This window comes from Neobacillus terrae, assembly GCF_011393025.1.
GTDB classification, from domain to species: domain Bacteria; phylum Bacillota; class Bacilli; order Bacillales; family Cytobacillaceae; genus Neobacillus_A; species Neobacillus_A terrae.
In genome coordinates this window covers 1-24,296 of the sequence record NZ_JAAOEO010000008.1, presented here as the reverse complement: position 1 = coordinate 24,296, position 24,296 = coordinate 1, and the positions used below count along the sequence as shown (strand labels likewise).

At 39.6% G+C, this 24,296-nt stretch carries 24 protein-coding genes and 1 riboswitch; of the genes, 19 read left to right on the top strand and 5 right to left on the bottom strand.

Annotated elements, in window-relative coordinates; genetic code table 11:
• Positions 1-212 precede the first annotated feature (212 nt).
• A complete protein-coding gene (hutH, locus tag G8761_RS12985; RefSeq protein WP_166027326.1) occupies positions 213-1,721 on the top strand; it encodes a histidine ammonia-lyase in 1,509 nt (502 codons plus the stop codon).
• A gap of 18 nt (positions 1,722-1,739) precedes the next feature.
• Here the strand turns inward: hutH and G8761_RS12980 are convergent, their stop codons facing one another.
• Positions 1,740-1,904 carry a hypothetical protein gene (locus G8761_RS12980; protein WP_166027324.1) on the bottom strand — a complete coding sequence of 55 codons (165 nt, stop codon included), beginning with the start codon at positions 1,902-1,904 and terminating at the stop codon, positions 1,740-1,742.
• 423 nt (positions 1,905-2,327) lie between these two features.
• Between G8761_RS12980 and G8761_RS27185 the strand changes: the two genes are divergently transcribed.
• The 7 genes from G8761_RS27185 to G8761_RS12940 all read left to right on the top strand — a co-directional run bounded on the left by G8761_RS27185 (position 2,328) and on the right by G8761_RS12940 (position 8,125).
• Positions 2,328-2,939, top strand: coding sequence for a peroxiredoxin (locus tag G8761_RS27185; protein ID WP_243450011.1), 612 nt, complete (start codon positions 2,328-2,330; stop codon positions 2,937-2,939).
• Positions 2,940-3,055: 116 nt separating this feature from the next.
• Positions 3,056-3,430 (top strand): DnaJ family domain-containing protein, encoded by a 375-nt coding sequence (locus tag G8761_RS12965; RefSeq protein ID WP_166027318.1) that lies wholly within the window; start codon positions 3,056-3,058, stop codon positions 3,428-3,430.
• A gap of 239 nt (positions 3,431-3,669) precedes the next feature.
• Positions 3,670-4,464, top strand: a complete 795-nt coding sequence (motA, locus tag G8761_RS12960; RefSeq protein WP_166027316.1) for a flagellar motor stator protein MotA — start codon at positions 3,670-3,672, stop codon at positions 4,462-4,464.
• Entirely contained in the window at positions 4,457-5,230 is a 774-nt protein-coding gene (motB, locus tag G8761_RS12955; RefSeq protein ID WP_166027314.1) for a flagellar motor protein MotB, read from the top strand. Before motA ends, motB begins: the two co-directional genes overlap by 8 nt.
• A 230-nt stretch (positions 5,231-5,460) precedes the next feature.
• Positions 5,461-6,498, top strand: a complete 1,038-nt coding sequence (locus G8761_RS12950) for a carbohydrate kinase family protein (protein WP_166027312.1) — start codon at positions 5,461-5,463, stop codon at positions 6,496-6,498.
• Entirely contained in the window at positions 6,498-7,424 is a 927-nt protein-coding gene (locus G8761_RS12945) for a pseudouridine-5'-phosphate glycosidase (RefSeq protein WP_338000959.1), read from the top strand. Before G8761_RS12950 ends, G8761_RS12945 begins: the two co-directional genes overlap by 1 nt.
• A 424-nt stretch (positions 7,425-7,848) precedes the next feature.
• Positions 7,849-7,938: riboswitch (cyclic di-GMP riboswitch) on the top strand.
• A gap of 28 nt (positions 7,939-7,966) precedes the next feature.
• A complete protein-coding gene (locus G8761_RS12940) occupies positions 7,967-8,125 on the top strand; it encodes an anti-repressor SinI family protein (protein ID WP_166027309.1) in 159 nt (52 codons plus the stop codon).
• Positions 8,126-8,206: 81 nt separating this feature from the next.
• Here G8761_RS12940 and G8761_RS12935 read toward each other — a convergent pair whose 3' ends face one another.
• Complete coding sequence (locus G8761_RS12935; RefSeq protein WP_166027307.1) at positions 8,207-8,533, bottom strand: helix-turn-helix domain-containing protein; 327 nt, start codon at positions 8,531-8,533, stop codon at positions 8,207-8,209.
• Between the two features lie 199 nt (positions 8,534-8,732).
• Here G8761_RS12935 and G8761_RS12930 point away from each other — a divergent pair, with 199 nt between their 5' ends.
• Both G8761_RS12930 and map read left to right on the top strand, forming a co-directional pair.
• Complete coding sequence (locus G8761_RS12930) at positions 8,733-9,248, top strand: type 1 glutamine amidotransferase domain-containing protein (protein WP_166027305.1); 516 nt, start codon at positions 8,733-8,735, stop codon at positions 9,246-9,248.
• Between the two features lie 138 nt (positions 9,249-9,386).
• Positions 9,387-10,136: a type I methionyl aminopeptidase gene (map, locus tag G8761_RS12925; RefSeq protein WP_166027303.1), complete on the top strand. Its 750-nt coding sequence runs from the start codon at positions 9,387-9,389 to the stop codon at positions 10,134-10,136.
• A 272-nt stretch (positions 10,137-10,408) separates the two neighbouring features.
• Here map and G8761_RS12920 read toward each other — a convergent pair whose 3' ends face one another.
• Positions 10,409-10,642 (bottom strand): DUF1128 domain-containing protein, encoded by a 234-nt coding sequence (locus G8761_RS12920; RefSeq protein WP_166027301.1) that lies wholly within the window; start codon positions 10,640-10,642, stop codon positions 10,409-10,411.
• Positions 10,643-10,862: 220 nt separating this feature from the next.
• Here G8761_RS12920 and G8761_RS12915 point away from each other — a divergent pair, with 220 nt between their 5' ends.
• Positions 10,863-11,291, top strand: coding sequence for a YtxH domain-containing protein (locus G8761_RS12915; protein ID WP_207789204.1), 429 nt, complete (start codon positions 10,863-10,865; stop codon positions 11,289-11,291).
• A gap of 15 nt (positions 11,292-11,306) precedes the next feature.
• Positions 11,307-12,134: a YihY/virulence factor BrkB family protein gene (locus G8761_RS12910; protein ID WP_166027299.1), complete on the top strand. Its 828-nt coding sequence runs from the start codon at positions 11,307-11,309 to the stop codon at positions 12,132-12,134.
• A gap of 588 nt (positions 12,135-12,722) precedes the next feature.
• Here the strand turns inward: G8761_RS12910 and G8761_RS12905 are convergent.
• A complete protein-coding gene (locus G8761_RS12905; protein WP_166027297.1) occupies positions 12,723-14,639 on the bottom strand; it encodes a heavy metal translocating P-type ATPase in 1,917 nt (638 codons plus the stop codon).
• A gap of 257 nt (positions 14,640-14,896) precedes the next feature.
• Entirely contained in the window at positions 14,897-16,069 is a 1,173-nt protein-coding gene (locus G8761_RS12900) for an MFS transporter (RefSeq protein ID WP_166027295.1), read from the bottom strand.
• A 206-nt stretch (positions 16,070-16,275) separates the two neighbouring features.
• Between G8761_RS12900 and G8761_RS12895 the strand changes: the two genes are divergently transcribed.
• The 7 genes from G8761_RS12895 to G8761_RS12865 all read left to right on the top strand — a co-directional run bounded on the left by G8761_RS12895 (position 16,276) and on the right by G8761_RS12865 (position 23,996).
• On the top strand, positions 16,276-16,659 hold the full coding sequence (locus G8761_RS12895) for an OsmC family protein (protein ID WP_166027293.1): 384 nt from the start codon (positions 16,276-16,278) through the stop codon (positions 16,657-16,659).
• Positions 16,660-16,746: 87 nt separating this feature from the next.
• Positions 16,747-17,805 (top strand): calcium/proton exchanger, encoded by a 1,059-nt coding sequence (cax, locus tag G8761_RS12890; protein WP_166027291.1) that lies wholly within the window; start codon positions 16,747-16,749, stop codon positions 17,803-17,805.
• A 487-nt stretch (positions 17,806-18,292) separates the two neighbouring features.
• On the top strand, positions 18,293-19,075 hold the full coding sequence (locus G8761_RS12885; protein WP_166027655.1) for a YfkD famly protein: 783 nt from the start codon (positions 18,293-18,295) through the stop codon (positions 19,073-19,075).
• A gap of 170 nt (positions 19,076-19,245) precedes the next feature.
• Positions 19,246-20,034 (top strand): hypothetical protein, encoded by a 789-nt coding sequence (locus G8761_RS12880; RefSeq protein ID WP_166027289.1) that lies wholly within the window; start codon positions 19,246-19,248, stop codon positions 20,032-20,034.
• A 139-nt stretch (positions 20,035-20,173) separates the two neighbouring features.
• Positions 20,174-21,853 (top strand): gamma-glutamyltransferase, encoded by a 1,680-nt coding sequence (gene ggt, locus G8761_RS12875; protein ID WP_207789203.1) that lies wholly within the window; start codon positions 20,174-20,176, stop codon positions 21,851-21,853.
• Positions 21,854-21,952: 99 nt separating this feature from the next.
• On the top strand, positions 21,953-22,138 hold the full coding sequence (locus G8761_RS12870) for an SE1561 family protein (protein ID WP_166027287.1): 186 nt from the start codon (positions 21,953-21,955) through the stop codon (positions 22,136-22,138).
• A 310-nt stretch (positions 22,139-22,448) separates the two neighbouring features.
• Entirely contained in the window at positions 22,449-23,996 is a 1,548-nt protein-coding gene (locus G8761_RS12865; protein ID WP_166027285.1) for a fumarate hydratase, read from the top strand.
• Positions 23,997-24,296: the final 300 nt, after the last annotated feature.

The window sequence follows — 24,296 nt, the reverse complement described above, 5'->3', positions numbered from 1 at the left end:
TATAAAGGAAAAGTCTTTATTGACAAAAAGAATTTGCTAAACATACAATAAAGATAATTACTTGTAAATTCAGAAATTTACAGGTGGATAGGGATGATGGAGATGAAAGGTTCAATAGGGGTACTTTTCATAAAAGAGGCTGGGATTCAAATCTAAACGATTTGAAACCCAGCCTCTTTCTTTATTTTACTAATGCGTTAGAGGTGAGAAATATGGTTATTCTGACTGGAAATACATTGTCACTTGAACAGGTTAAGGAAATCCTTTTTCAAAATAAACCAGTTGCTGCTTCACAGGATAGTATGGATGATGTTCAAAAGAGCAGGGATGCAGTGGAACGGATTGTTCAAGAGAAAAAAGTAGTATATGGAATCAATACGGGTTTTGGCAAATTTAGTGATGTTCTTATTGAACAGGAAAATGTTCGTGATTTACAGCTGAACCTAATCAGGTCACATGCCTGTGGAGTAGGGGAGCCGTTCCCTGAAGTGGTTTCCAAGGCCATGTTATTACTTAGGGCAAATGCACTGCTCAAGGGGTATTCCGGAGTGCGTCCTGTTATTATTGAAAGACTCCTTGATATGGTTAATAAAAACATCATCCCAATAATTCCACAGCAGGGATCACTTGGAGCAAGCGGTGATCTTGCGCCTCTTTCGCACTTGGCGCTGACTTTGATTGGTGAGGGAAAAGTTTTTTACAAAGGGGAAAAAATAAATTCCGAGGAAGCTTTTAGGCAGGAAGGTATATTCCCGGTTACACTCGAAGCAAAAGAAGGGCTTGCTTTAATCAACGGGACCCAAGCTATGACAGCAATGGGAGTGATAGGTTATCTTGAGGCAGAACAGGCAGCCAGACAAAGTGAAATCATTGCAGCTATTACTATTGAAGGCCTTAAAGGCATCATTGATGCCTTTGATGAGGACATCCACATTGCAAGGGGATACCGGCAGCAAATTGAAACAGCTGAACGGATTCGCCATTATTTAAGAGGCAGTCAATTAACAACAAAGCAAGGGGAAATAAGAGTTCAGGATGCTTATTCCTTAAGATGTATTCCACAGGTTCATGGGGCCTCGTGGCAGGCTCTTGACTATGTAAAAGAAAAACTTGAAATTGAAATGAATGCGGCAACAGATAATCCGCTTATTTTTGATAATGGGGAAAAGGTCATTTCAGGTGGGAATTTTCATGGCCAGCCGATAGCCTTTGCTATGGATTTTATGAAAATTGCTGCGGCAGAGCTTGCAAATATTTCAGAACGGCGCATTGAACGGCTTGTAAATCCTCAGCTTAATGACTTGCCTCCATTTCTTAGCCCCGAGCCGGGACTGCAATCTGGAGCAATGATTATGCAATATGCGGCTGCTTCGCTCGTTTCGGAAAATAAGACACTAGCACATCCTGCAAGTGTGGATTCAATCCCGTCCTCGGCAAACCAGGAAGACCATGTAAGCATGGGGACCATTGCGGCAAGGCATGCTTATATGATTATTCAAAACATGAGAAGAGTTTTGGCAATTGAATTGATTTGTGCTTTGGAGGCAGTGGAATTTAGAGGGATTGAAAAAATGGCTGAACTGACCAAAAGCTTTTATGAAAGAGGCAGATTGGTTGTACCAAAAATCTTGAAAGACAGGATCTTTGCAAATGATATTGAAGCCGTTTCTGAATGGCTCAAAAATATGGAGTGGAACAACCTAACGGAACCTGTCAGTTAATAAAATGAGGCGTGAATATCACGCCTCTGTTTCATCTTCTACTCTGTTTTTAAAGGCTTCTTGAGTAACGATAAATTCCTCGTCATGGACTGCCTCTTTGGTATGTTTTTCTGTTAAGACATCTGACGGAAAATCTCCAGGATGATGCTTCTTTTTATGATTGAAACTTACTCCTCGTGACATGAGGCCCCTCCTTTCTTGTCGTTTAGGAAATTATAGATTTTTTTCCGAGTGGATAACTCCGAACAAGGTTATTGTAATCTAGCTCCAGCACCCAGCCCGTCGGGGTCATAAGCCAAATCACTTCAGAAATCAGGACAAGAAACGCTTCGGAAGCATCCGCATCGCACGAAGGAAAAGCTTTAAGCTTTTCCGAGGATGACTGCGTGATTCGTCTTATGCCTGTTGGAGACCCACAGGAAGTGGGTCAGGAAGGCGCGTTGCCACAGGACGTGGCGATTTTAGCCTTTCATTATCTGATCAGGGCGCTTGCGCCTTTTCTTCCTCACCTTTAGCTTTCCCAATGCTTAGCGAAATATGACGGTCCTTTTATAGGGCAAATGCATATCTATATAAAAGATATAACCAGGGGAAAGGAGTGCAGTTATGCCGGATGAATTATATGCCAGTGACCTGGCGGCGGGACCATCCTTTTTTTATGCCACCAGAGATGATAAAGCCCCATTATTTACAGCAGATGGTGTACTGGAAGGCCAGATAAAAAAGTACAGCCTTGCTGATTATAGAGGAAAATGGGTTTTGCTTTTCTTTTATCCCTCTGATTTTACATTTGTTTGACCAACGGAATTAGCGGCGGTCGCTGTTGTTCATAACAGGTTAAAAGCATTGAATACCGAAGTGTTTGCTATAAGTACAGATAGTGTATTCTCTCATAAAGTATTTTTGGAGACCTCACCTTCCCTGAAGGATGTTCATTATCCCATTCTAAGTGACAGGAATCAGGAAATCAGCAAAGCATACCGGGTGCTGGATGAAACGTCTGGGGCTGCTTTTCGTGGATCCTTTTTTATTAATCCTGATTTAATTATTACAGCAAAGTTTATTTATCCGAGGGAAGTTGGCCGTAATCTCGAAGAACATATAAGGCTATTGGAAGGACTGCAATATGCTATTAAAACAGGGGAAGGGGTGCCTGCAAATTGGCAGCCCGGCCAGCCGGGTTTGAAAAGGGATCCAAAGATGATAGGGAAGATCTGAACTTTTTATTGGACGAATCCTCTCAGGGATATACAGCTTGGGAAACTGGTAAATAGCTGGTATAATTAAAATAGATACCAATGGTGTTTAAGCTGAAATCGCGGGGAGGAATGGCAATGGATTTTACACATATCATTGAGGATAAAATTCGCAGGGCTTACGACGACGGAGAGTTTGAAAATCTTCCTGGTTTCGGCAAACCCCTAATTCTTGAAGATGTTTCCGGAATTCCCGAAGAGCTAAGAATGGCATACAAATTATTGAAAAATGCAGGATATAGCGAGGAAGAGAAACAGGTTAGAAAAGAAATGATGACTATTGAAGATTTAATTAGAAAGTGCCAGGATCCCGAAGAAAAGCAGAATCTCCAAAAAAGGCTGAACCAGAAACTACATCGCTACAATGGTATGATGTCCAAAAAAGGTGCACAAACGAATTCTTCCCTATTTAAAAATTACGAGCAAAAAATCCATAAGAAATTAGGTCTTTAAATGAAGAGCTAAGGCAATCAATGATTGCTTTGGCTCTTTTTGCTTACATATGAAAAATTTGAATCGGAAGATAGCTGCACTGCTCCCTTGTTCATAATTAATGATAGCTAAAAAATTCCGCAGTAAAAGAAAATTTAATTTATAGAAACACTTAAAAAATCAGGAAATATGTCGAAATAAAAAGAAAAGGAAACTTTTAAAAGGCATTATTTAATGGCAGATGAGATAGGTGAGGACGCATGGATAAAACATCAATAATAGGTATCATACTTGCTTTTTTAGCGGTAGGGGTGGGAATGGTTTTTAAAGGAGTTCCCCTTATTGCTTTGGCTAATCCAGCCGCTTTTTTAATCATTATAGCGGGAACAATTGCAGCTGTTACCATTGCATTTCCAACAAATGAACTTAAAAAAGTTCCAAAGCTTTTTGGAATCCTTTTTAAGGAGCAGAAACTGCTTAAACCAACCGACCTGATAAGAATGTTTTCAGAATGGGCCCAGCTTGCCAGGAAGGAAGGCTTGCTTGCTTTAGAGGCAAAAACTGGGGAAGTAGATGATCCATTTTTAAGAAATGGTTTATCGCTTGCAGTTGATGGACAAAGTGCAGAATACATACGGGATGTGCTGTCTGAAGAAATAGAGGCAATGGAAGAGAGGCATTTATCTGGAGCCGGGATTTTTACGCAGGCTGGAACATATGCACCTACACTTGGAGTTCTGGGTGCTGTGCTTGGTTTGATTGCTGCTTTAACTCACATGAATGACCAGGAAGAACTGGGCAGGGCCATATCTGCTGCATTCGTTGCTACATTGCTTGGAATTTTTACCGGATACGTTTTATGGCATCCTTTTGCAAATAAATTAAAACGCAAGTCACAGCAGGAAGCAAAACAAAAACAAATGATGGTTGAAGGTATTCTCTCAATACTCGAAGGAGAAGCACCAAGGGTAATAGAGCAAAAACTAGCTTCTTATCTTCCCGCAGGTGAGCGCAGAAAGTTTCTTGAAGAAAGCGTTGTGACCCAGAATGAGTAGACGCAGGAAAAAGAAACATCATGAAGACCATATGGATGAATCATGGTTAATTCCTTATGCAGACCTTCTCACTCTTCTTCTTGCTTTATTCATTGTTCTTTTCGCTATGAGTTCCATAGATGCACAGAAGTTTCAACTTATGTCGAAAGCATTTAACGAGATGTTTACCGGTGGTACGGGCCTAATGGATTTTTCAAGTGCTGCGGATGATGGGGCCTTGGATAAACCTAATGTAAAAAAGCAGGAAACTCACAACTCAGTATCCAACAAAGAGCAGGAGAATGCTGCAAAATTGAGGGATCAGGAAGAGCTTAAAGGACTGCAGGGAAAAGTCCAGGCCTATATTAATCAAAAAGGTCTCACAGATAAGCTTCAGACTTCTCTGACAGATGAAGGTCTCCTAATTTCGATAAGAGACAATGTTTTATTCAATTCAGGAAGTGCGGACATCCGAGGCGAGGATATTAAAACAGCAGGGGAAATTGCAGACCTGCTCATTATGGATCCGCCAAGGAATATTATTATCAGCGGGCATACAGATAATGTGCCTATTAAAAACTCGCGGTATCAATCAAACTGGGAGTTAAGCGTAATGCGGGCCGTTAGCTTTATGAAAATTATTCTGCAGAACGAAAAGCTGGACCCTCGCTGGTTTAGTGCTAAAGGTTTTGGAGAGTATCAGCCGGTTGCACCAAATAATACTCCTGATGGCAAGGCAAGAAATAGAAGGGTGGAAATTTTAATTCTGCCTCGCAGCAAAGGCTAAATCAAATATTGGTTTAGCTTTTTATTTTATATTTTTTTCTTTTTAAGCCTTCGAAATTTCGGTTTTCTTTTACCTCTATATTAAGAAATTAATATTACGGAGTGAATTCTTAAAGGATTTCCTCGAGGTATTAACGAATATATATATTAAAGAAGGAAAGCGTTTGCGCAGTCGAGTGAGTGCAGAAATGAGAAACATCCTGCCTGCGATAACGGGAGATGAGATAAGCGATGGATCAAGTTGAGAAAAAAGCTTTATTAGACATCCTTGGAAAAGACCCGCATTTTTCAGCATCACACGAAATGAATGAATCAAAAAGAAAGCCTGATATTTTGTGCATCGGAGGAGCCAATGTCGATCGAAAAATTCAATCGATAAATGATCTCATATTGGGTAACTCGAATCCGGCTAAAAGTGTTGTTTCATGCGGAGGAGTAGCCAGGAATATCGCTGAGAACCTAGGACGGATGGGCTGTAACCCTTCTTTGCTGTCATTTATGGGAAATGACCCTGAAGGCCAGTGGATTCTTAAACATTCAAATGAATTTGTGAATTTCGCCCCGTCAGAAATAATTAAAGATCAGTTAACAGGATCATACACAGCTGTCCTTGATGCGGAAGGAGAAATGGCCGTAGCCTTAGCAGATATGGAGATTTATGAAAGTGTAAATATAGAATTAATAGACAGCAAGTGGCCGTTTATTTCGCAGGCGGATTTTATCTTACTGGATACTAATTTTCCGGCTGCTGTTTTGGAGAAAATTATTCTTTACTGTAAAACTGAAAAAATCCCTTTATGTATTGCTCCTGTTTCTGCTTCGAAAATTAAAAGATTGCCTGCATGTCTTAAAGGCGTGGAATGGGTAATTACAAACAAGTCGGAGGCAGAAGCGTTATCAGGAGTGGATATTCTTTCTGAGGGAGACTTTTTCAAAGCCGCAGAAGCTATCCTGGCAAAAGGTGCAGAGAGAACTGTTATTACACGTGGTGATAAGGGCTTGATTTACTTTACGAGGAATGGAGAGGCAGGCGTTCTGCACTCTCCATCTGTTCCGGTAATGGATGTAACAGGAGCAGGAGATGCACTAATAGCAGGAATCCTATATGCATTTATAAAAGGAATTGACATGGAGAATTGCTGCAAAATTGGAGCGGCGTGTTCAATTATTACCTTACAGTCTTTAGAAACAGTTAGTCCAAAATTAACTTCTCACGAACTTCAGGAAACATTTCGCAAATTTTTTAGCAAGGGGGTTATCAAACATTGATAAAGCAATATTTAACCTATTCAGAGGAAGTAAAGCAGGCGAAAGCTGCAGGGATGCCAATCGTAGCACTTGAATCCACTATTATTTCACATGGTATGCCTTATCCTCACAATGTTAAGACTGCAAATGAAGTCGAAGAAATCATCCGAAACAATGGTGCTGTACCTGCCACAATTGCGATTATAGATGGAAAAATTAAAATTGGTCTCTCTGAAGACGAGCTTGAATTTCTAGCTGTGAGCAAGGATATTGAAAAAGCCAGCAGAAGGGATTTGCCTTATCTTCTTGCGACTGAAAAGCATGGAGCTACTACAGTTGCTGCTACAATGATTTGTGCGCAGCTTTCAGGTATTGAAGTATTTGTTACAGGCGGCCTTGGAGGCGTGCATAGGGAAGCTGAAAAGACGATGGATATTTCAGCAGATTTGCAGGAATTGGCTAAAACCAATGTGGCAATTGTATGTGCAGGGGCAAAGTCGATCCTTGATCTTGGATTAACCATGGAATATTTAGAAACTCAGGGTGTGCCGGTAGCAGGATATCAAACGGAGATACTTCCGGCATTTTACACAAGAACTAGTCCATATAAGGTCAATTTTAAGATTAACTCACCTGAAGAGGCGGCTAAGCTTATACGGGTAAAGTGGGATCTGGGACTGGCTGGTGGTGTTGTAATTGCTAATCCTATACCTGAAGGTGCGGCGCTGGAAGAACAATATATTAAGCAAATTATAGAGACCGCTTTAATAGAAGCAAATGAAAAAAGGATTAAAGGAAAGGAAGTTACTCCATTTTTATTAAAAAGAGTAAAAGAACTGACTGAGGGTAAAAGTCTCGAAGCAAACATAGCTTTAGTCAAAAACAATGCTGAAATTGGCGCCCAAATTGCAGTTGAATTGAAAACACAAGATATAAAGCTCCTGTAAGGGGCTTTTTTTGGCTAATAAGAATTTATATCCATAAATTCTGAACGCATAAGAAAAACTAGGGCATCCGCCAAAAGGACTTGGCGAATGCCAAGCTTTTCTAAAAAGAATTTTTAAGAACAAAGCTTAAAAATAAGAGAACATCCGGAATACAATAATGATGTTTTTACAATTTACTGGTTATTTTTAGGTTAAATCGACGAGAAATTTAATTTTTTTAATAAATTAAATTGTAAATAAGTATATTTTACTAAAAAGTTAAAAAATTAGGACAATAATTTGGGGAATATTGAAATAATTTGTTTATAATTTACTGGATATTTGTGACAAAAAACAACACAGTATGAAAAAAGAACTATATATAATAAACATACCGATAATACTTAAGTATGTAAGCGAATTTATTTATTAAATCAAACAATAAAGCAGAAAAAGGCAAACCCGTTGAAAAACTGGGACGCAAAGCTGCAGATCTAAGGCAGAGAGTAACTGTTAGGATGGCTGGGCTGCCTGGAATACGATTGTATTTTAGGGGTGGGAAAATGGTAAAAACAATGAAAATGGTCGAAGGATTAGATCAAGAATGGATAGATCTAATATTGGAAGCACGCAACTTGGGAATTGAAATGGAAATGGTAAGAAATTTTTTCAAGCAAAACGTAACAAAAGAGTTAGTTGCAGTGAGTGAAAACAATCAATAAGCCATTTTTCTGCCAGAAAGCACTTATATTATTATTAGTGATCATTACGAGAAATAAAAAGAGGCTTGCCAATGGCATGCCTCATTTGTTTGGTTGATTAATACGCCATCTATTAAATTCCAGGAATTCGCGAAACTGATCCTTAGAAACACCAGAGCTCATAGCTTCTTTTACAAGCTTCATCCATTCAGAGTCCAGATCATCTGGGTTCATTTCATCATGTATGAAATGATCAACAGGAACATGCAGTACAGCTGCAATTTTTTCAAGAAATTGAATGGAAGGATTTCTCTGAAGATTTCTTTCCAAAGAACTTATATAGGATTTGGCAACGCCTGCCTGTTCAGCTAGTTCGGATATTGACATTTTCTTTTCTAACCGGAGTTTTTTTACTCTGTCACCAATCATTCGTCTCACTCACCTTATTTTCTCTATATTAATCATGATAACAAATAGAAACAAAAAGTTCCATATTAAGAACGAAAATGCTAATAAAAATTAACATCTTTTATTAGCTAAAACTGTTTTTTCTAAAATAAATTCTGTTTAAATACGAGAGCAGAGGGAAAACAATAACTGAAATTATTTTAAAAGGAGCTGACACAATATGCCTAAAAAAATCGCTTGTTTAATTACATCCATGTTTGAGGACTCAGAATATAGCGAACCGGCAAAAGCATTTCAGGAGGCTGGACATGAAGTAGTGACCATTGAAAAAGAAACTGGCAAAACAGTCCAAGGCAAGCAGGGAGAAGTTTCTGTTAAAATTGATAAGAGTGTTGATGAAGTTTCCCCTGAAGATTTCGATGCGCTATTTTTACCAGGAGGATTTTCTCCTGATATTTTAAGAGCAGATGAACGGTTTGTTAATTTTTCTAAAGCATTTATGGACGCAAAAAAGCCTGTTTTTGCAATTTGTCATGGTCCTCAGCTTCTCATAACAGCTAAGACACTTGATGGCAGACATGTAACGGGCTATAAATCGATTAGAGTGGATCTTGAAAATGCAGGAGCATCTTTCTCAGATGAGGAAGTGGTTGTTTGCGGAAACCAGCTTGTAACAAGCAGAGATCCTAACGATATTCCTGCCTTTACTCGGGAATCTTTAAAGTTACTACAATAGTTCGTCGCCAATCCCTCCAGTATGGGGGGATTTTTTATTTTTTTTTTTTGAAATATTGCTTCACAAGGGCTAATATTAAAGAGGAATTCCATACAATAGGAAGAGTAGATAGCGGCAAGTCAGAAAGGCGTGAAATGAATGATAGTTCTAAAATCTCAGCGTGAGATTGAATTAATGAAAAAGTCAGGAGAGGTTTTGGCAGCCACCCACCGGGAAATCGCTAAGATGATTAAACCCGGAATCACTACCTGGGAAATTGAGGAGTTTGTTGATAAATTTCTAAAAGAGCATGGGGCAACACCGGAGCAGAAGGGATATAAGGGGTATAAATATGCTACCTGCGCCAGCATTAATGATGAAATTTGTCATGGCTTTCCTCGGAAATCACCGCTCAATGAAGGAGATATTGTAACAATTGATATGGTAGTAAACCTAAATGGTGCTCTTTCAGATTCTGCATGGACATATGCGGTAGGAAAAGTTTCTGACGACACACAGCGTTTGTTGAATGTAACAAAAGAAGCTTTATATAGGGGAATAGAGGCATCTGTGGAAGGGAACCGTGTAGGAGATATCGGCCATGCCATTCAAACCTATGTAGAGGCAGAGGGGTTTTCAGTCGTACGTGACTTTATTGGTCATGGAATTGGGGCAGTTATTCACGAAAAACCTGAGGTGCCTCACTATGGGCTTCCTGGAAAAGGTCCAAGATTAAAAGAGGGCATGGTATTTACAATTGAACCGATGGTCAATATTGGCCGTTATGAATCCAAAATGGACAATAATGGATGGACAGCAAGAACTATTGATGCTAAGTATTCCGCCCAATATGAACATACCATTGCCATTACTAAAAATGGACCAATCATTTTAACTGACCAAGGCTAAATGCGGAAATTTTGAAGAGAAATGCAGCACATTGAAAATAAAAGCCCGCTGCTGGAAAAGCAGCGGGTTTTTAGAAATTACTTTAAATTTCCTTTTTTAGCTTAAGATCCTGGCTAGTTTTCAGCATTGAACAGTTTCTTTGCATGGGAGTATGACCTTTAAGTGGTACTTCATGCAGCTAGGGTCCATCCCATTTCTCCCGACGACAAGACGAATCGCTAGCTCTTCGTCTTGTCTAGCTTCAGTTACACAGGACTTGGCGGATTTTTGCTTTACTTATTGTTTTGTTTTCGAAGATTTCCAAGCTCTTCTACTAAAGCTTGCATTTCGTTTGGACTAAAAGAGTTTTTTCGCATAACGAGCTCATAGATTTCTTTTAGTTCCTCATACATTTCTTCGTCAAAATGGGAAGGCTTGATGGCTCCAAGGTTTAAGACATTTAATTTTTCTTTTATTTGTTCAATCATATATTCAACATTTTCAATTGATTTTTGTGATAAATCCATACTGTCCTTCCTCTCCATTTAATTAATCCCATCTTTCCATGTTGCAGTAAAAAAGTCAATTAAAATTCTACAGAGAGCTTGGATGTTTGGCCAGGTTTTAAAGGGGGAAGGATTAAAACATGTAATCACATGGTTAATCAGTTGAGAAAATGGGGAAAAGTGCTTGCGGGATGAAAAGAACTGGCTGTAAAATTTAAAATTTTTTTAAGGAGAGATACAAATGTCGGGTACAAGCGGTTTCTGGAAGGGGATTTTATGGGGAGCAATTGCCGGAGGCACCCTAAGCTTATTAAAAAAAGAAACAAGACAATCCGTATTGGAAGGCTGTAAAAATGCATCTGGAAACATTTCTCAGGTAATGAAGAATCCCGGTAAAGTATCAGGACAGCTGAAAACTGCAGCTTCTAAGCTTCGTTCAACAGTGGAGGATGTAGTCGAAGATTTGTCTTATATTGCGGACAAAGTGGAGGAATTGAAGGACGTAACTCCGCAGGTTACAGAAATTTTTAAAGAAACAAAGGAAGCTTTTTCAAAAGCTAGCACGCTTCCGGTTGTTAAATATGAAAAGACTGTAAGGAAAGACCCTTTAAGTGGACCGGAGGCAAAACCGGAATCCTTAATGGAAGATGAGAAGACCTTACAGGTTTGAAGAGGAGATGAGGAAATGATAGGTAGATTTAAACCTTTACTTAAAAAGCTCTGGGAGAGAATCCAAGGTGATGATCTGCCAGGATTATCCGCACAATTGGCCTATTTTTTCCTGCTTTCTCTTTTCCCGCTGCTTATTTTCCTCTTTACCCTTTTGCCTTATCTTCCTATTCCACACCAAAACATTATGGGCATTATAAAGGGCATTGCGCCAAAGGAAGCACTTGCACTGATTAACAAAAATTTAAAGACAATTATGAGCAATCATAGCGGAGGGCTATTATCCTTTGGTATCATTGGTACCATTTGGTCTGCGTCGAATGGAATCAACGCTTTAGTTAGGGCTTTTAATAAGTCATACGATGTCAAAGAAAGCCGTTCGTTTATCGTAGCGAGAGGAATGTCAATTCTTTTAACATTTGGGATGATTTTTGTATTCCTCATCGCACTCCTTCTTCCGGTTTTAGGTAAAGGAATTGGACTATTCTTATTTTCTTATCTTGGCTTGACCAAGCAGTTTTTGACATTATGGGGAGCGCTTCGCTGGCTGGTCAGTGCTCTTATCTTATTTGTCGTCTTTACTGGGCTCTACTGGATTGCACCAAACTTGAAGATGCGCTGCAAAAGTGCCATCCCAGGGGCAATTTTTGCAACAGTCGGATGGATTATAACTTCGCTTGGGTTTTCCTTATATGTAGGGCACTTTGCAAACTATGCCAACACTTATGGAAATATTGGAGCCATTATTGTTCTTATGACCTGGCTGTATTTGTCCGCTTTTATAATTATTATAGGCGGAGAAATCAATGCGTTTTACGCTGACCGGCATAAAAAAAATTGTTAAAAACCCCTTAACTTTCCTTCATGAATCAATGGGGAATGTAAAAACTATAGGCAGGGATTGTTTGGAGAGGCAAACACCCTGCCTATTTTTTTTGTTATAAAACATTTTCGGGAGGGTTAACAATGGCTAAATCGAAAAAGGATGGAAACACAAAGCAAAAAGGAAAAGGAAGCCCTAAACAGAAAACCTCTGGCTCTGCAAACGGTTCGAACGGATATCACTAAAAATGAAATAAAAAACAGGCTGGGAAGGATCCCGGCCTGTTTTGATTATTTTAATGGATAAGAAAGCATAAAGTTTTGCCCTTTTAAATTGTCTAGCTCCAGCGCCCAGCGAGTTTTCATCTCTGTAAAGCTTCCTTGAGTATCTTGCACCAAGTATGACCTTTAGGTGATACTTGGTGCAGCTAGTGTCCATCCCGCTTCTCCATACGATAAGTCAGCATCGAACTCAAGTGCTCCTGCGCCACAATTTTTTCACAGAAGCTTATGTTCAGCTCGTCGCAAAGCTGCATGTCGTCTATTCAGAGAGCCGTTACAGGAAGTTTACTCAGGTAGTTGCTTCGCTGAACGGGCGCTTGCGCTTTTCTTACTTTAAAAGCCTGAGACTGTTAAGAATAACTAGTATAGTACTGCCCTCATGTCCAATCACTCCATATGGGAGGTCAAGGACCTGAAAAAAATTGGAGCAAATTAGAAATGCGATAACAGCAATGGAAAAAACAACATTCTGTTTAATTATGCGGTTCATTCTTCTTGATAAATTAATGGCTTCTGATATCCGGGGGAGGTCGTTTTTCATTAGTACGACGTCTGCTGTTTCTAAGGCAACATCGGTGCCTTCTCCCATCGCTATCCCTACGTTAGCTGTAGCAAGTGCTGGTGCATCATTAATTCCGTCCCCAACCATTGCCACAGTTTGAAACTCATCTTTTAGCCTCTTAACATGATTGACCTTCTCCTCCGGAAGGCAATTCGCAAAGAATCGGTCTACATGGCTTTCAGCAGCAATCGCATTTGCAGTTTTTTCACTGTCGCCTGTAATCATAACGGTGTAGATTCCTTGAGTTTTTAAAATGTCAATGGCAGCCTTTGTTTCATCCCGAACAATATCTTTTAGAGCAATCATCGCCCCAAGCTGCCCGTTTATCTGGACAAAAACAAGGGTATTACCCTGGCTGGCCAGTTGTTTTGAAATACCTCCTGCAAAGCTTTCAGCAGCTTCTTTACCGACAAACTCAGCTTTGCCAATTTTCCATACCTTGCCATTTAGACTTGCTTGAAGGCCCCATCCAGGTACATCTTCAATGTTTTCAGGATCAAAGAGGCTTTCGTCTGATTTTGTCTTTGCATATTGAACAATTGCCTGAGCCAATGGATGATTCGAATGGTTTTCAATTGAAGCTATCTTTAAAAGGATATCCGCCTTATTTAATCCTTCTTTTACAATTAAATCATTTACTTCAGGTTTTCCTTTGGTCAATGTTCCTGTTTTATCGAATGCAATTGCTTTTAAATGGCTTAAATTTTCAAGATGGACGCCGCCTTTAAAAAGAATTCCGTGCCTTGCACCATTCGAAATGGCCGATAAGGTTGCGGGCATAATGGATGCGACGAGAGCACAGGGAGATGCAACAACAAGAAGGACCATTGCACGATAAAGGGATTCATTCCAGCTCCAGCCTAAAATAAAATGGGGGAGAAACATCATTACAAATACGACTGCCAGAACGACTTTCACGTATGTTCCTTCAAAGCGTTCTATAAAAAGCTGAGAAGGAGACTTTTCACTCTGGGCGTTTTGAACAAGCTCAATAATTTTATGAAAAAGTGTATCAGTACTTTCCTTGGTTATTTCAATGTTAATGGAACCAGTTAAATTAACCGTACCAGCAAATACGTTGTCTTCATCACTTTTTGAAACGGGGATTGATTCCCCAGTTATAGCAGCTTCATCAATATTTGTACGTCCTTTTTGGATTCTGCCGTCTGACGGGATCCTTTCACCCGGCTTAACAAGTATGATATCACCGACTTTAAGATCTGCAACTGGGACAAGCCTATCATCACCGCCAGAAATCAAAAGTGCTTCTTCCGGCTCCAGTTCCATTAGGGCGGATATCTCTTTATTGCTTTTATTCATTGTGTAAGTTTCTAATGCACCGCTCACTGCAAAAATAAAGATTAATATGGCGCCTTCTGTCCAATATCCTATAATGGCAGAGCCTATAGCAGCCAGAACCATTAACATTTCTACGTTTAATTCTTTATTTTCAATAGTTTCCTCGATACCTTCCTTTGCCTTGGCGAAGCCGCCAATAACAAAGGCAAGCAAATAAGCAATAATGGATTCTGCCCGGTAATCGCCCTTGTCGAGTAAAAAGCCTACTGCTATCATAATCCCGCTTATTGCTGCCGCAATCAATTCGGCATGGGGTTTCATTTTATCAAGGAAGCCTTCAGGAGCTGTTTTCCTTTTATCTAATGCTTTTGCTTCGCTGCCCATTTTATTCCCTCCCGTATTCAAACGTTTTTTTACTAAAGTAACCAGTCACCTTGGAAATTTTTAATTGAGAAAAATAATCAGAATCAATACCCTCATAAAAAGACGAAAGCTGCCATCCGAGGATGACAGCAAATATTTATTGGTTAACAGATATTCTTTACTTAATCCTATTTTATCATATTGTTAATAAAAAGAAAGAAACAAGCTCCATATATTGGATAGAAAAATTGATAATCTAAGCCCTTTTTCCGCAACAGTTAATGTATGTTACTAACCTCTGTCCGTCGATTTCCAAAAGTGAGTAGGATAAGGGCAATGGCAAATAGAAGTGTACTAATAACCATAAAAAAGCTTATATTCTCGAACCATTGAATAATAAAACCACCAATAATTGGACCGCTCAGACTTCCAAAGCTAAAAAAGATACCGCACATGAGGTTGCCGGTTGGCAAGAGATTTCTGGGAGTTAAATCTGTCATGTACCCGATTCCTAATGAAAAAGTAGATCCAACCATCATTCCTGCTGCCAAAATGGCAATAAACAGACCTATGAAGGATGTTTCAACAAAGCTTGCCCCTGTAAATGTCAGGAAACCGGCAAATAGAACAACGATTAATACATTTCTCTTGCCATATTTATCGCTCAGCATACCGAGAGGAAGCTGGGTAATCAGGGTTCCAATAGAAAAGGAAGTTAATATAGCGGATACATTCGAAACATCAAGTCCTTTTCTTAAAGCATATACCGGGAAGCTTCCATTAAGGGAGGATTCCAAAAAACCATAAACAAAAGGAGGAAGGAAAGCCAGCCAGGCGTACTTCCATGCGGTCGAAAAACGCTTCATGGTTTCAATAAACGAGTTTACCCCGACAGCTTCAATAGGAAGTTCATTACGTACGGTGAAAATAAAAATCCATGCTGCAAGGCAAAGGGCTGCTGACACTATAAATGGAAGGGAAGGATTAATGTCAACCAATGGTGTCATTAGTGGCCCCGCTGCAAAACCAATACTAAAAAATAGACCATACAGTGCAATACTTCGCCCGCGTTTTTGTTCATCAGAAGATGAAGTTATCCAAGTTTGAGTGGCAAAGTGGAGAGCGTGGTCCCCAATCCCGATAAATAGGCGAAGGATAAACCAAAACCAAAAGGATTGCCATAAAGGGAAAAGCAACAGGCTGACGATAACGGTTCCGCCGCCAAATGCGATAACAGGCTTGTAGCCATATTTACGCAATGGAATTTCCATAAATGGTGAAATAAGAAGAATCCCAATATATAAGGAGGTTGCATTAAAACCATTAAGGGACGAGGAGACTCCCTTATGCTCAAAAATAACCGCTATTAGCGGAAGCAGCATGCCTTGAGTAAAACCAGAAATCGAGACAATGATGACTAATATCCAAAAACGAAATCGATTCAAATTCATTTAAACAGTCCTTGACCTTTTATTAAAAATTTTAACTAATTTTTATAATACAACAATTCGCTGGAAAATAGGCAAGTTAGGTGCATCAAAATTAAAATTACCATAAGAAGAAAATAGAAATAGGGAAAATTGACCTTATTGTTTTGAAAGTTTAAGGAAATAGTGTATTCTCCTATTCAGGATAAACATTAAAATGAGGTGAGAAAATGGAGTTTAAAATGAAAGAGGGAGGTTTTTATTCCGAATTTCCCTATGGAAGACTTGATGTCTCAGGAAATGAAGAATATGGCTTTCGTCCCTATCAACTAATGGTTTCATCAGTTGCTGTTTGCAGCGGTGGGGTTTTAAGAAAGATTCTCGAAAAAATGCGAATTGAATTTGAAGATATACATATTACAGGCGAAGCAGAAAGAAATAAGGATAAAGCAGACAGAATTGAAAAAATCTCTTTGCATTTCCGTATTAAAGGAAAAGAATTGAATGTAAGCAAAATTGAAAAAGCAATGGAGCTGACTAAGAAAAACTGCTCCATGGTTCAATCAGTAATAGGCAGTATTGTTGTTGAAGAAACCTTCGAAATTATCGAATGATATTAGGGGAAGAATATCATAATTGGTTATTTATTAGGATTGAAAGGTTATAAAGGAAGTGAGAACTAAGAAAGAGAGGATAACGCCATGACAAATAAAATATTTATGATCCTGACATTTATCGGTGTACCGGTATCTGTAATAGGATCGCTAATGCACTGGCCAAGTATTTTAATGTTTATTATTTATTGCCTAACAATAGTTTCATTGTCCAGCTTTATGGGCAGAGCAACCGAAAGTTTGGCAATAGTAGCTGGTCCAAGAATAGGCGGACTTTTAAATGCCACGTTCGGAAATGCCGTAGAGTTAATCATATCAATGTTTGCTTTAAAAGCCGGGATGGTTGGAGTAGTGCTGGCCTCAATTACTGGTTCTGTACTAGGTAATTTGCTTCTTGTAGCGGGATTATCGTTTTTTGTAGGTGGGCTAAAGTTTAAACGCCAGGAATTCAACGTCTATGATGCACGGCATAATTCAGGTCTTCTAATGTTTGCAGTATTAATAGCTTTCGTTATCCCGGAAGTATTTTCGATGCGTATGGAAAAACATGAAACATTGACACTTAGTGTTGGAGTTTCGATTATCTTAATTGCACTATACCTGGCAATGCTCTTTTTCAAGCTTGTAACACATCGGGGCGTTTACCAGCATGAAAGAGAAACTGAAGGCCATGACGAGGAAGAACCGGAATGGAGCAAAGGTAAAGCTATCGGTGTATTAGCTCTTGCTACAGTTGCTGTTGCTTATATTTCCGAAAATCTTGTCCATACCTTTGAAACAGTGGCACATTCTTTTGGCTGGACCGAGTTGTTTATCGGGGTTATCATTGTAGCCATCGTTGGAAATGCAGCCGAACATGCTTCAGCTGTTTTAATGGCTTTTAAAAATAAAATGGACGTAGCAGTTGAAATTGCAATAGGTTCCACCCTACAGGTGGCAATGTTTGTAGCACCTGTCCTAGTACTGGTTTCCTTGCTTTTTAATAATTCTATGTCATTAATATTCAGCTGGGCGGAATTAGTTGCCATGGCTTCATCCGTGCTGCTGATGGTTGTTATTTCGAACGATGGGGAGTCCAATTGGTTTGAAGGACTGACACTAATAGCTGCTTATGTTATTATGGGAATCGGATTTTATCTCTTATAAAAAGGAAAAGCCTCTGCGCCGAAATGGCACAGAGGCTTTTGTTCGTTTATTTTAATGTTTAACCATAAGTATATTTTTTTTATCCGATAAGGGTTAAAAATCAATCGCTTGCTCTTATATTCTCGGAACGATCACCAACCTTTATGTTTTTTTAGATAAATAAACACAATGTTGACTTTTCATAAAAGACCGAGATCCCAACCTCCTTATTAAAATAGGTAGCGAATTGATCACTGCCCTCCTTTTTGAAAGGTTAAGGAAAGTATAATATATAAAATTAGTTTTGTAAATGTTCTGACTTTTACATTTTGATTACGTTTATATTAATAATGGTAATATTAAAAATTCCTTTGAAAAGTAATTTAAATGGATAATAAATTGAATCTCCGAAAACACTAAAGGCAGACATTATTTGTATGCAAACAGGTGAGAAAGGAGTTTTGTTAAGGTGAGAAACAAGAAATTAATACTCTTGGCACTGTTTTTTATGCTTTCATCCATAACGCCTGTGTATGCTGAAAAGGGGCAGGGGAGCAGCACTATAAAAGCAGAACCATCCAAGTATCAGGTCCCTGGTTCCGTATTAAGTATAACTAAGGACAATACCTATCCCAATCCTACTCAGGATATCCCTTTATTGCAGCCGAGTGAACTTACCAAAAAGCTTATCGATTCCTCAAGGATTAAAATTGAAAATCCGGATTTAATCAGGATGCTAAATGAATCATCAATCAACAGCACTCCCTTTGCATTAGGGTACCGTGCTATCATTTATTTGGGACAGTGGCCCCTTAATTATCAGTCGTCTGAAACTGCTCCAAATTGGGAGTATCAAAAAATAAATACAAACTACTTTGATAATCGGGGTACTGAAACACCTTATAAGATTCATTATGTACAGGAGTCGCAAAAGGTCGTTAATGGAGGTTTAACAGCCAAAATACCGAATGCTGAAGAAGTTAAAAAAATGATGATGTTGAAGGCAGCGGAGAAAACAAGACTTCCGCTATCTTTCGAGACTGTTATCGGGGCAGGAACAAAGAAAGACCAAGTATATAATATTCCAGCCAAAAGACTTGGATATTTATATGCATATGCACCTGCAGTAAATGAAAAAGGAAAAGTCACATATGGTGAAGTTTATATAATGCTAAAAGGTTATAAAAAGTTCCTAGTCATTAAAAACGTAACATCGCAGGGAATCGGTGCATGGATTCCTATCCAGGATCATGTATCCTTTAGTTTTACGGCCACAGATAGACCAAGATAATATGAGTAAGGCTAGAGCTCCCGGAGAATTTTCCGGGGTTTTTTATTTACTTAAAAGTTAAACACTTATTGATTTTGTATAAAAGGGGGTGTCTCGTGTTTACCTTCCCTATGAAACGGGAAAAGAAGACCAAGCCTAACAAATATATTTCAAATAGAGGAGGATTTACGATGAACCAGACATACAGTAGCAGTAATGAAAGTGAAAAGAATAGCAAGCTTTTAAAAGGTGTTGTAATTGGCGGGTTAGTCGGGGGCGTTATTTCCCTTCTTGATTCCTCTACTCGCAGCACGGTAAAAGAAACAGCATTGGGATTAAAATCGACTTCGAAGAATTTACTCAACGAAGTAAAAGAAAATCCTGGCGAAGTGAAAGAACAGATGATTTCTCAATTTAAGGAAGCATCCAATATTCTAAAGGATGCGATTACTGACGCACAAAGCTTATACGAGCGCCTGAATAATGATATCTTTGGCAAAATGGGTGATGTAAAAGAAATTACCAATTCTGCTATGAGTACTGCTAAAGACGTTACAGGAGACCTTAAACAAATCGGTTCCAAGGTTGCTGATGCTGGCAGTGAGTTAAAGGCAGTTGTTCCTACAGGCGGATCATCAACTTCCAGCTCTTCATCCTATAGCTCGTCAGATATGGGAACTGGAACAATTGAAATGTCTTCAGGTCCAGATAGTTTAACTCTGGAAGCTGGCTTAGGTACTGAGGACCTGACCTCAGGTACATTATCTGACTCAAGCTCAGATAGTACCTCATATGGATTAGGGAATTCAGTAAATTCTACAATGGCAACAAGTGGCGATGCCACATCATCACTTGAGTCTGACTCTGATTCTTCTGGAAAATTCTCCAGCAAGGACAAATCAGGCGGCCTTGGAAAAAACAACAGCAAAGGCAAGCACACTCTAGGCGGTCAGGAAACTCCTAACCACGATAAATTGTAATAAATGAATAAAAGAAAAGCTGGTCCTTCGGGGCTGGCTTTTTTTGTTCGTTTTTTTCTGGGAATAAACTCTTGTTTAACTAGCAAGCAGAAAAGGGAAAAGGCTTATATAGAAGCAGTTAGCCAAAGGAGGTAATGAGATGAATAATAAAAAATTAGACAAAACCCGTTCAAATAAATGTGATATGGAAAGAGAAACAGCAATAGGAAAAAAGGGAATGGTGGCTACAGCCCACCCACTTGCAACTGAAATTGGCCATAACGTTTTAAAGGAGGGAGGCAACGCTATTGATGCCGCCGTTGCCATACAGTTTGCCTTAAATGTTGTAGAACCGATGATGACCGGCATAGGGGGAAGCGGGTTTCTAATGGTGTATGACAGTCAATCAAAAACAACCAAGATATTTGACGGCCATTCAGAGGCGCCTAAAGCCGCACATTCAAAAATGTTTTTAGATGATAAAGGGGAAGTAATCCCTTTTAAAAAGCGTTCTACCCACGCAACTGCAGTAGGGATACCCGGGATTTTAAAAGCAATGGATGCAGCCTTAAATGAATATGGGACAAGAAGCCTCGCTGAAATGATCGAACCAGCAGCTGCTGCGGCTGAAAAAGGAGTACCGATGAATTGGGTTCTTATGGACGCTCTCGAATTATTTGAATACAGGCTAGGTCCCCATGGAAGAGAATTGTTTTTCCCTGAAGGAAAAGGTTATAAGGAAGGGGATACTCTAATAAAGGAGCAGCTTGCGAAAACCTTTAGAATCCTGCAAAAGGAGGGAATTTCAGCCTTTTACGAAGGTGAAATTGCGGAAGCCATTATAAAAACATTAAAGGACTTAGGCGGCTTCATGACAATGGAGGATTTAAAAAATTATCAAATTACCCATGATGAACCAGTGTGGGGAGAATACAAGGGTTATAAAATTGCATCATCCGCTCCGCCAACAGCAGGAGGGACAAGCCTTTTATATATTTTAAAACTTCTGGAAGACTTCAATCTAGAGAAATACGGTCCGCGTTCATGGGAAAAGTATTATTTATTTACTGAGGCGATGCGGATTGCTTTTAGCGACAAGATAGCTTTTTTAGCAGACCCGCGTTTTAATGATATTCCAGTCGATGGCCTTTTAAGAGATGAGTACATTAATGAACGAAGAAAACTGATTAATTTTGAAAGCAGGAATAACCTTGTTGATTTCGGGAATCCATGGAAGCATGAAGGAAAAGAGCCTTTTAAGGTTGTTCGGCAGCCCGATGACATGGAGAAAAGCGAAACGACTCACTTTACTGTTGTTGATCAATGGGGCAATATCGCTGCCTGCACCTCTACCGTTGAACACCCATTTGGCTCAGGCATCATGGTGCCAGGCTATGGAGTATTTTTAAATAATGAATTAACAGATTTTGATCCGATTCCTGGCGGTGTAAATGAACCGGGCCCAGGTAAACGGCCAGTCAGCTGCAAAACTCCTACAATTCTATTTAAGGACGGGAAACCAGTCCTTACACTTGGGTCCCCTGGAGGCCCGACAATAATCGCTTCTGTGTTTGAAACAATTATTAATGTAATTGATTTTAAAATGGACCTGAAGGAGGCAATTGAAGAACCGAGAATTTTTGCAACTCCAGGGCCACTTATTTCATGGGAAGCGGGAATGGACATGACTGCAAAAGGAGAGCTTGAATCAATGGGCTATGAATTTGGTGAGAAGCCCCACGTCATAGGAAATGTACAGGCAATCCAAATAAGTCCAGAAGGTTTGTATGGTGCCGCTGATTCCAGCCGGGAAGGAACAGCACTTGGACTTGATGAGTAGTTTTTGGGGTATACTTTTAAAAATAAAGCTGAAACCATTGCGGATTTTGCCATATTCATTTAGGATGTAGAAAGTATTCGTTTAAAAGGAGAGATTAGCTTGGGCAGCCAACTTAACGATAAAAATAAACAGGTGGACTTCCTTAAACAAAGACTTAATATGTTCCTGGATGTTCTGGATGCTATTGAACCTGAAGACACAGAGCTTGATGATATCGACAGATTAATTGGTATTGTGGATGAAATGGAAACTAAAATAAAGGAATTTAATCATCGGGATTTATAATTAGGAGAGCACGCCCATAAACGGGCGTGTTTTTTTTAGCTAATCAGAATTAATATCCATAAATTCTGAACGCATAAGAGAAACTAGGGCATCCGCAAAAAGCCTTGACGAATGCTAAGTTCCTCTAATGGGGAAATTCCCTGTCAAATTTCCCCGGAAATAGTCCGCTAATGCAGAATGATCTGTAATCGTTTGCAAGCTTGGTCTTTAATTCCTACCTTGATAGGAGTATAATAGTAACCGTTAAAAATAATTGCAAATATTCTAATAGACTTCTTATACAAAGGGATTCGGGAGAGGGGTAAAAAGAATGAATTTAGAAAAATTCCAGGAAAGCATGTATCAGCTTATCGTTGAAACTTCCACAAGGCTTCCTAAGGATGTCCGCCGTGCAATCCAGGCGGCAAAAGCAAGAGAAAGTGCAGGAACACGTGCAGCAATGAGCCTTGCGACAATTACTAATAATATTAAAATGGCGGACGATCAGGTATCTCCAATTTGCCAGGATACAGGTCTTCCTACTTTTAAAATTAAAACCCCCGTTGGAGCTAACCAAATTGTTATGAAAAAAGCAATCTATGCTGCAATTACTCAGGCAACTAAGGATGGGAAGCTTCGCCCAAACTCAGTTGATTCTCTGACTGGCGAAAACAGTGGCGACAATCTTGGCGGAGGAACACCTGTCATTAAATTTGAACAATGGGAAAATGATTATATTGACGCACGACTTATTTTAAAGGGCGGCGGCTGTGAAAATAAAAATATTCAGTACAGCCTTCCATGCGAGTTAGATGGTCTTGGTCGTGCAGGACGTGATTTGGACGGCATCCGTAAATGTATCCTGCACTCTGTTTACCAAGCTCAAGGACAGGGTTGCAGCGCTGGATTTATCGGAGTTGGTATCGGCGGCGACCGTTCAAGTGGATACGATTTAGCAAAGGAACAGCTTTTCCGTTCTGTGGAAGATGTTAATCAAAATGAAGAACTTCGTAAACTCGAAGAGTATATTATGGATAATGCAAATGAACTTGGAATCGGTACAATGGGTTTTGGCGGCGAAACCACTCTTCTTGGATGTAAGGTTGGGGTCATGAACCGTATTCCTGCCAGCTTCTTTGTATCTGTTGCGTATAACTGCTGGGCGTTCCGCCGTCTCGGCGTAAGCCTAAATCCGGAATCCGGAGAAATTTTGGATTGGATGTACACTGAAGGAGAAAACATTGATTTCGCTCAAACAGAAGCAGAAAAAGAAACAGCTGCTGCATCATCAGGTGAAGGTGTCATCCAGCTCCAAGCACCAATTACTGAAGAGCAGGTACGTTCATTAAAAGTTGGCGACGTTGTCCAGATTAATGGAATGATGTACACTGGACGCGACGCAATCCATAAATATTTATCCGATCACGATGCTCCGGTAGATTTAAACGGTCAGGTTATCTATCACTGCGGACCGGTTATGCTTAAGGATGAAGAAGGTCAATGGCATGTGAAAGCAGCTGGACCAACAACAAGTATTCGCGAGGAGCCTTACCAGGGCGACATTATGAAGAAATTCGGCATTCGTGTTGTTATGGGTAAAGGCGGTATGGGACCAAAAACTTTGGCTGCTCTTGAGGAGCATGGCGGAGTTTACTTAAACGCTATCGGCGGCGCTGCTCAATATTATGCAGACTGCATCAAATCAGTTGAAGGTGTCGACCTTATGCAATTTGGTATCCCAGAAGCCATGTGGCACTTACGCGTAGAAGGTTTCACAGCAGTTGTTACCATGGACTCTCATGGAAACAGCCTTCATGCTGACGTAGACAAGAACTCACTCGAAAAACTAGCTCAATTCAAAGAACCAGTATTTAAATAATAATTTGGAGGGGCCAGCCGTGGGGCTGGCCCTTTTCAATTGGAGAAGATTTTTGTGGAAGTCTCCTTCAATTTTGTAGAACGGAGAATAGAAAATGTAGAACGGTTCCTTAATATTGTAGAATAGGCCAGCACAATTGTAGATAGGAGTTACATTTGTAGAAAGCATCTTCAATTTTGTAGAACGGAGAATTGAAAATGTAGAACGGTTCCTTTATTTTGTAGAATAGGCCAGCACAATTGTTGATTGGAATTCAATTTGTAGAAAGCATCTTCAATTTTGTAGAACAGGGAATCAAAA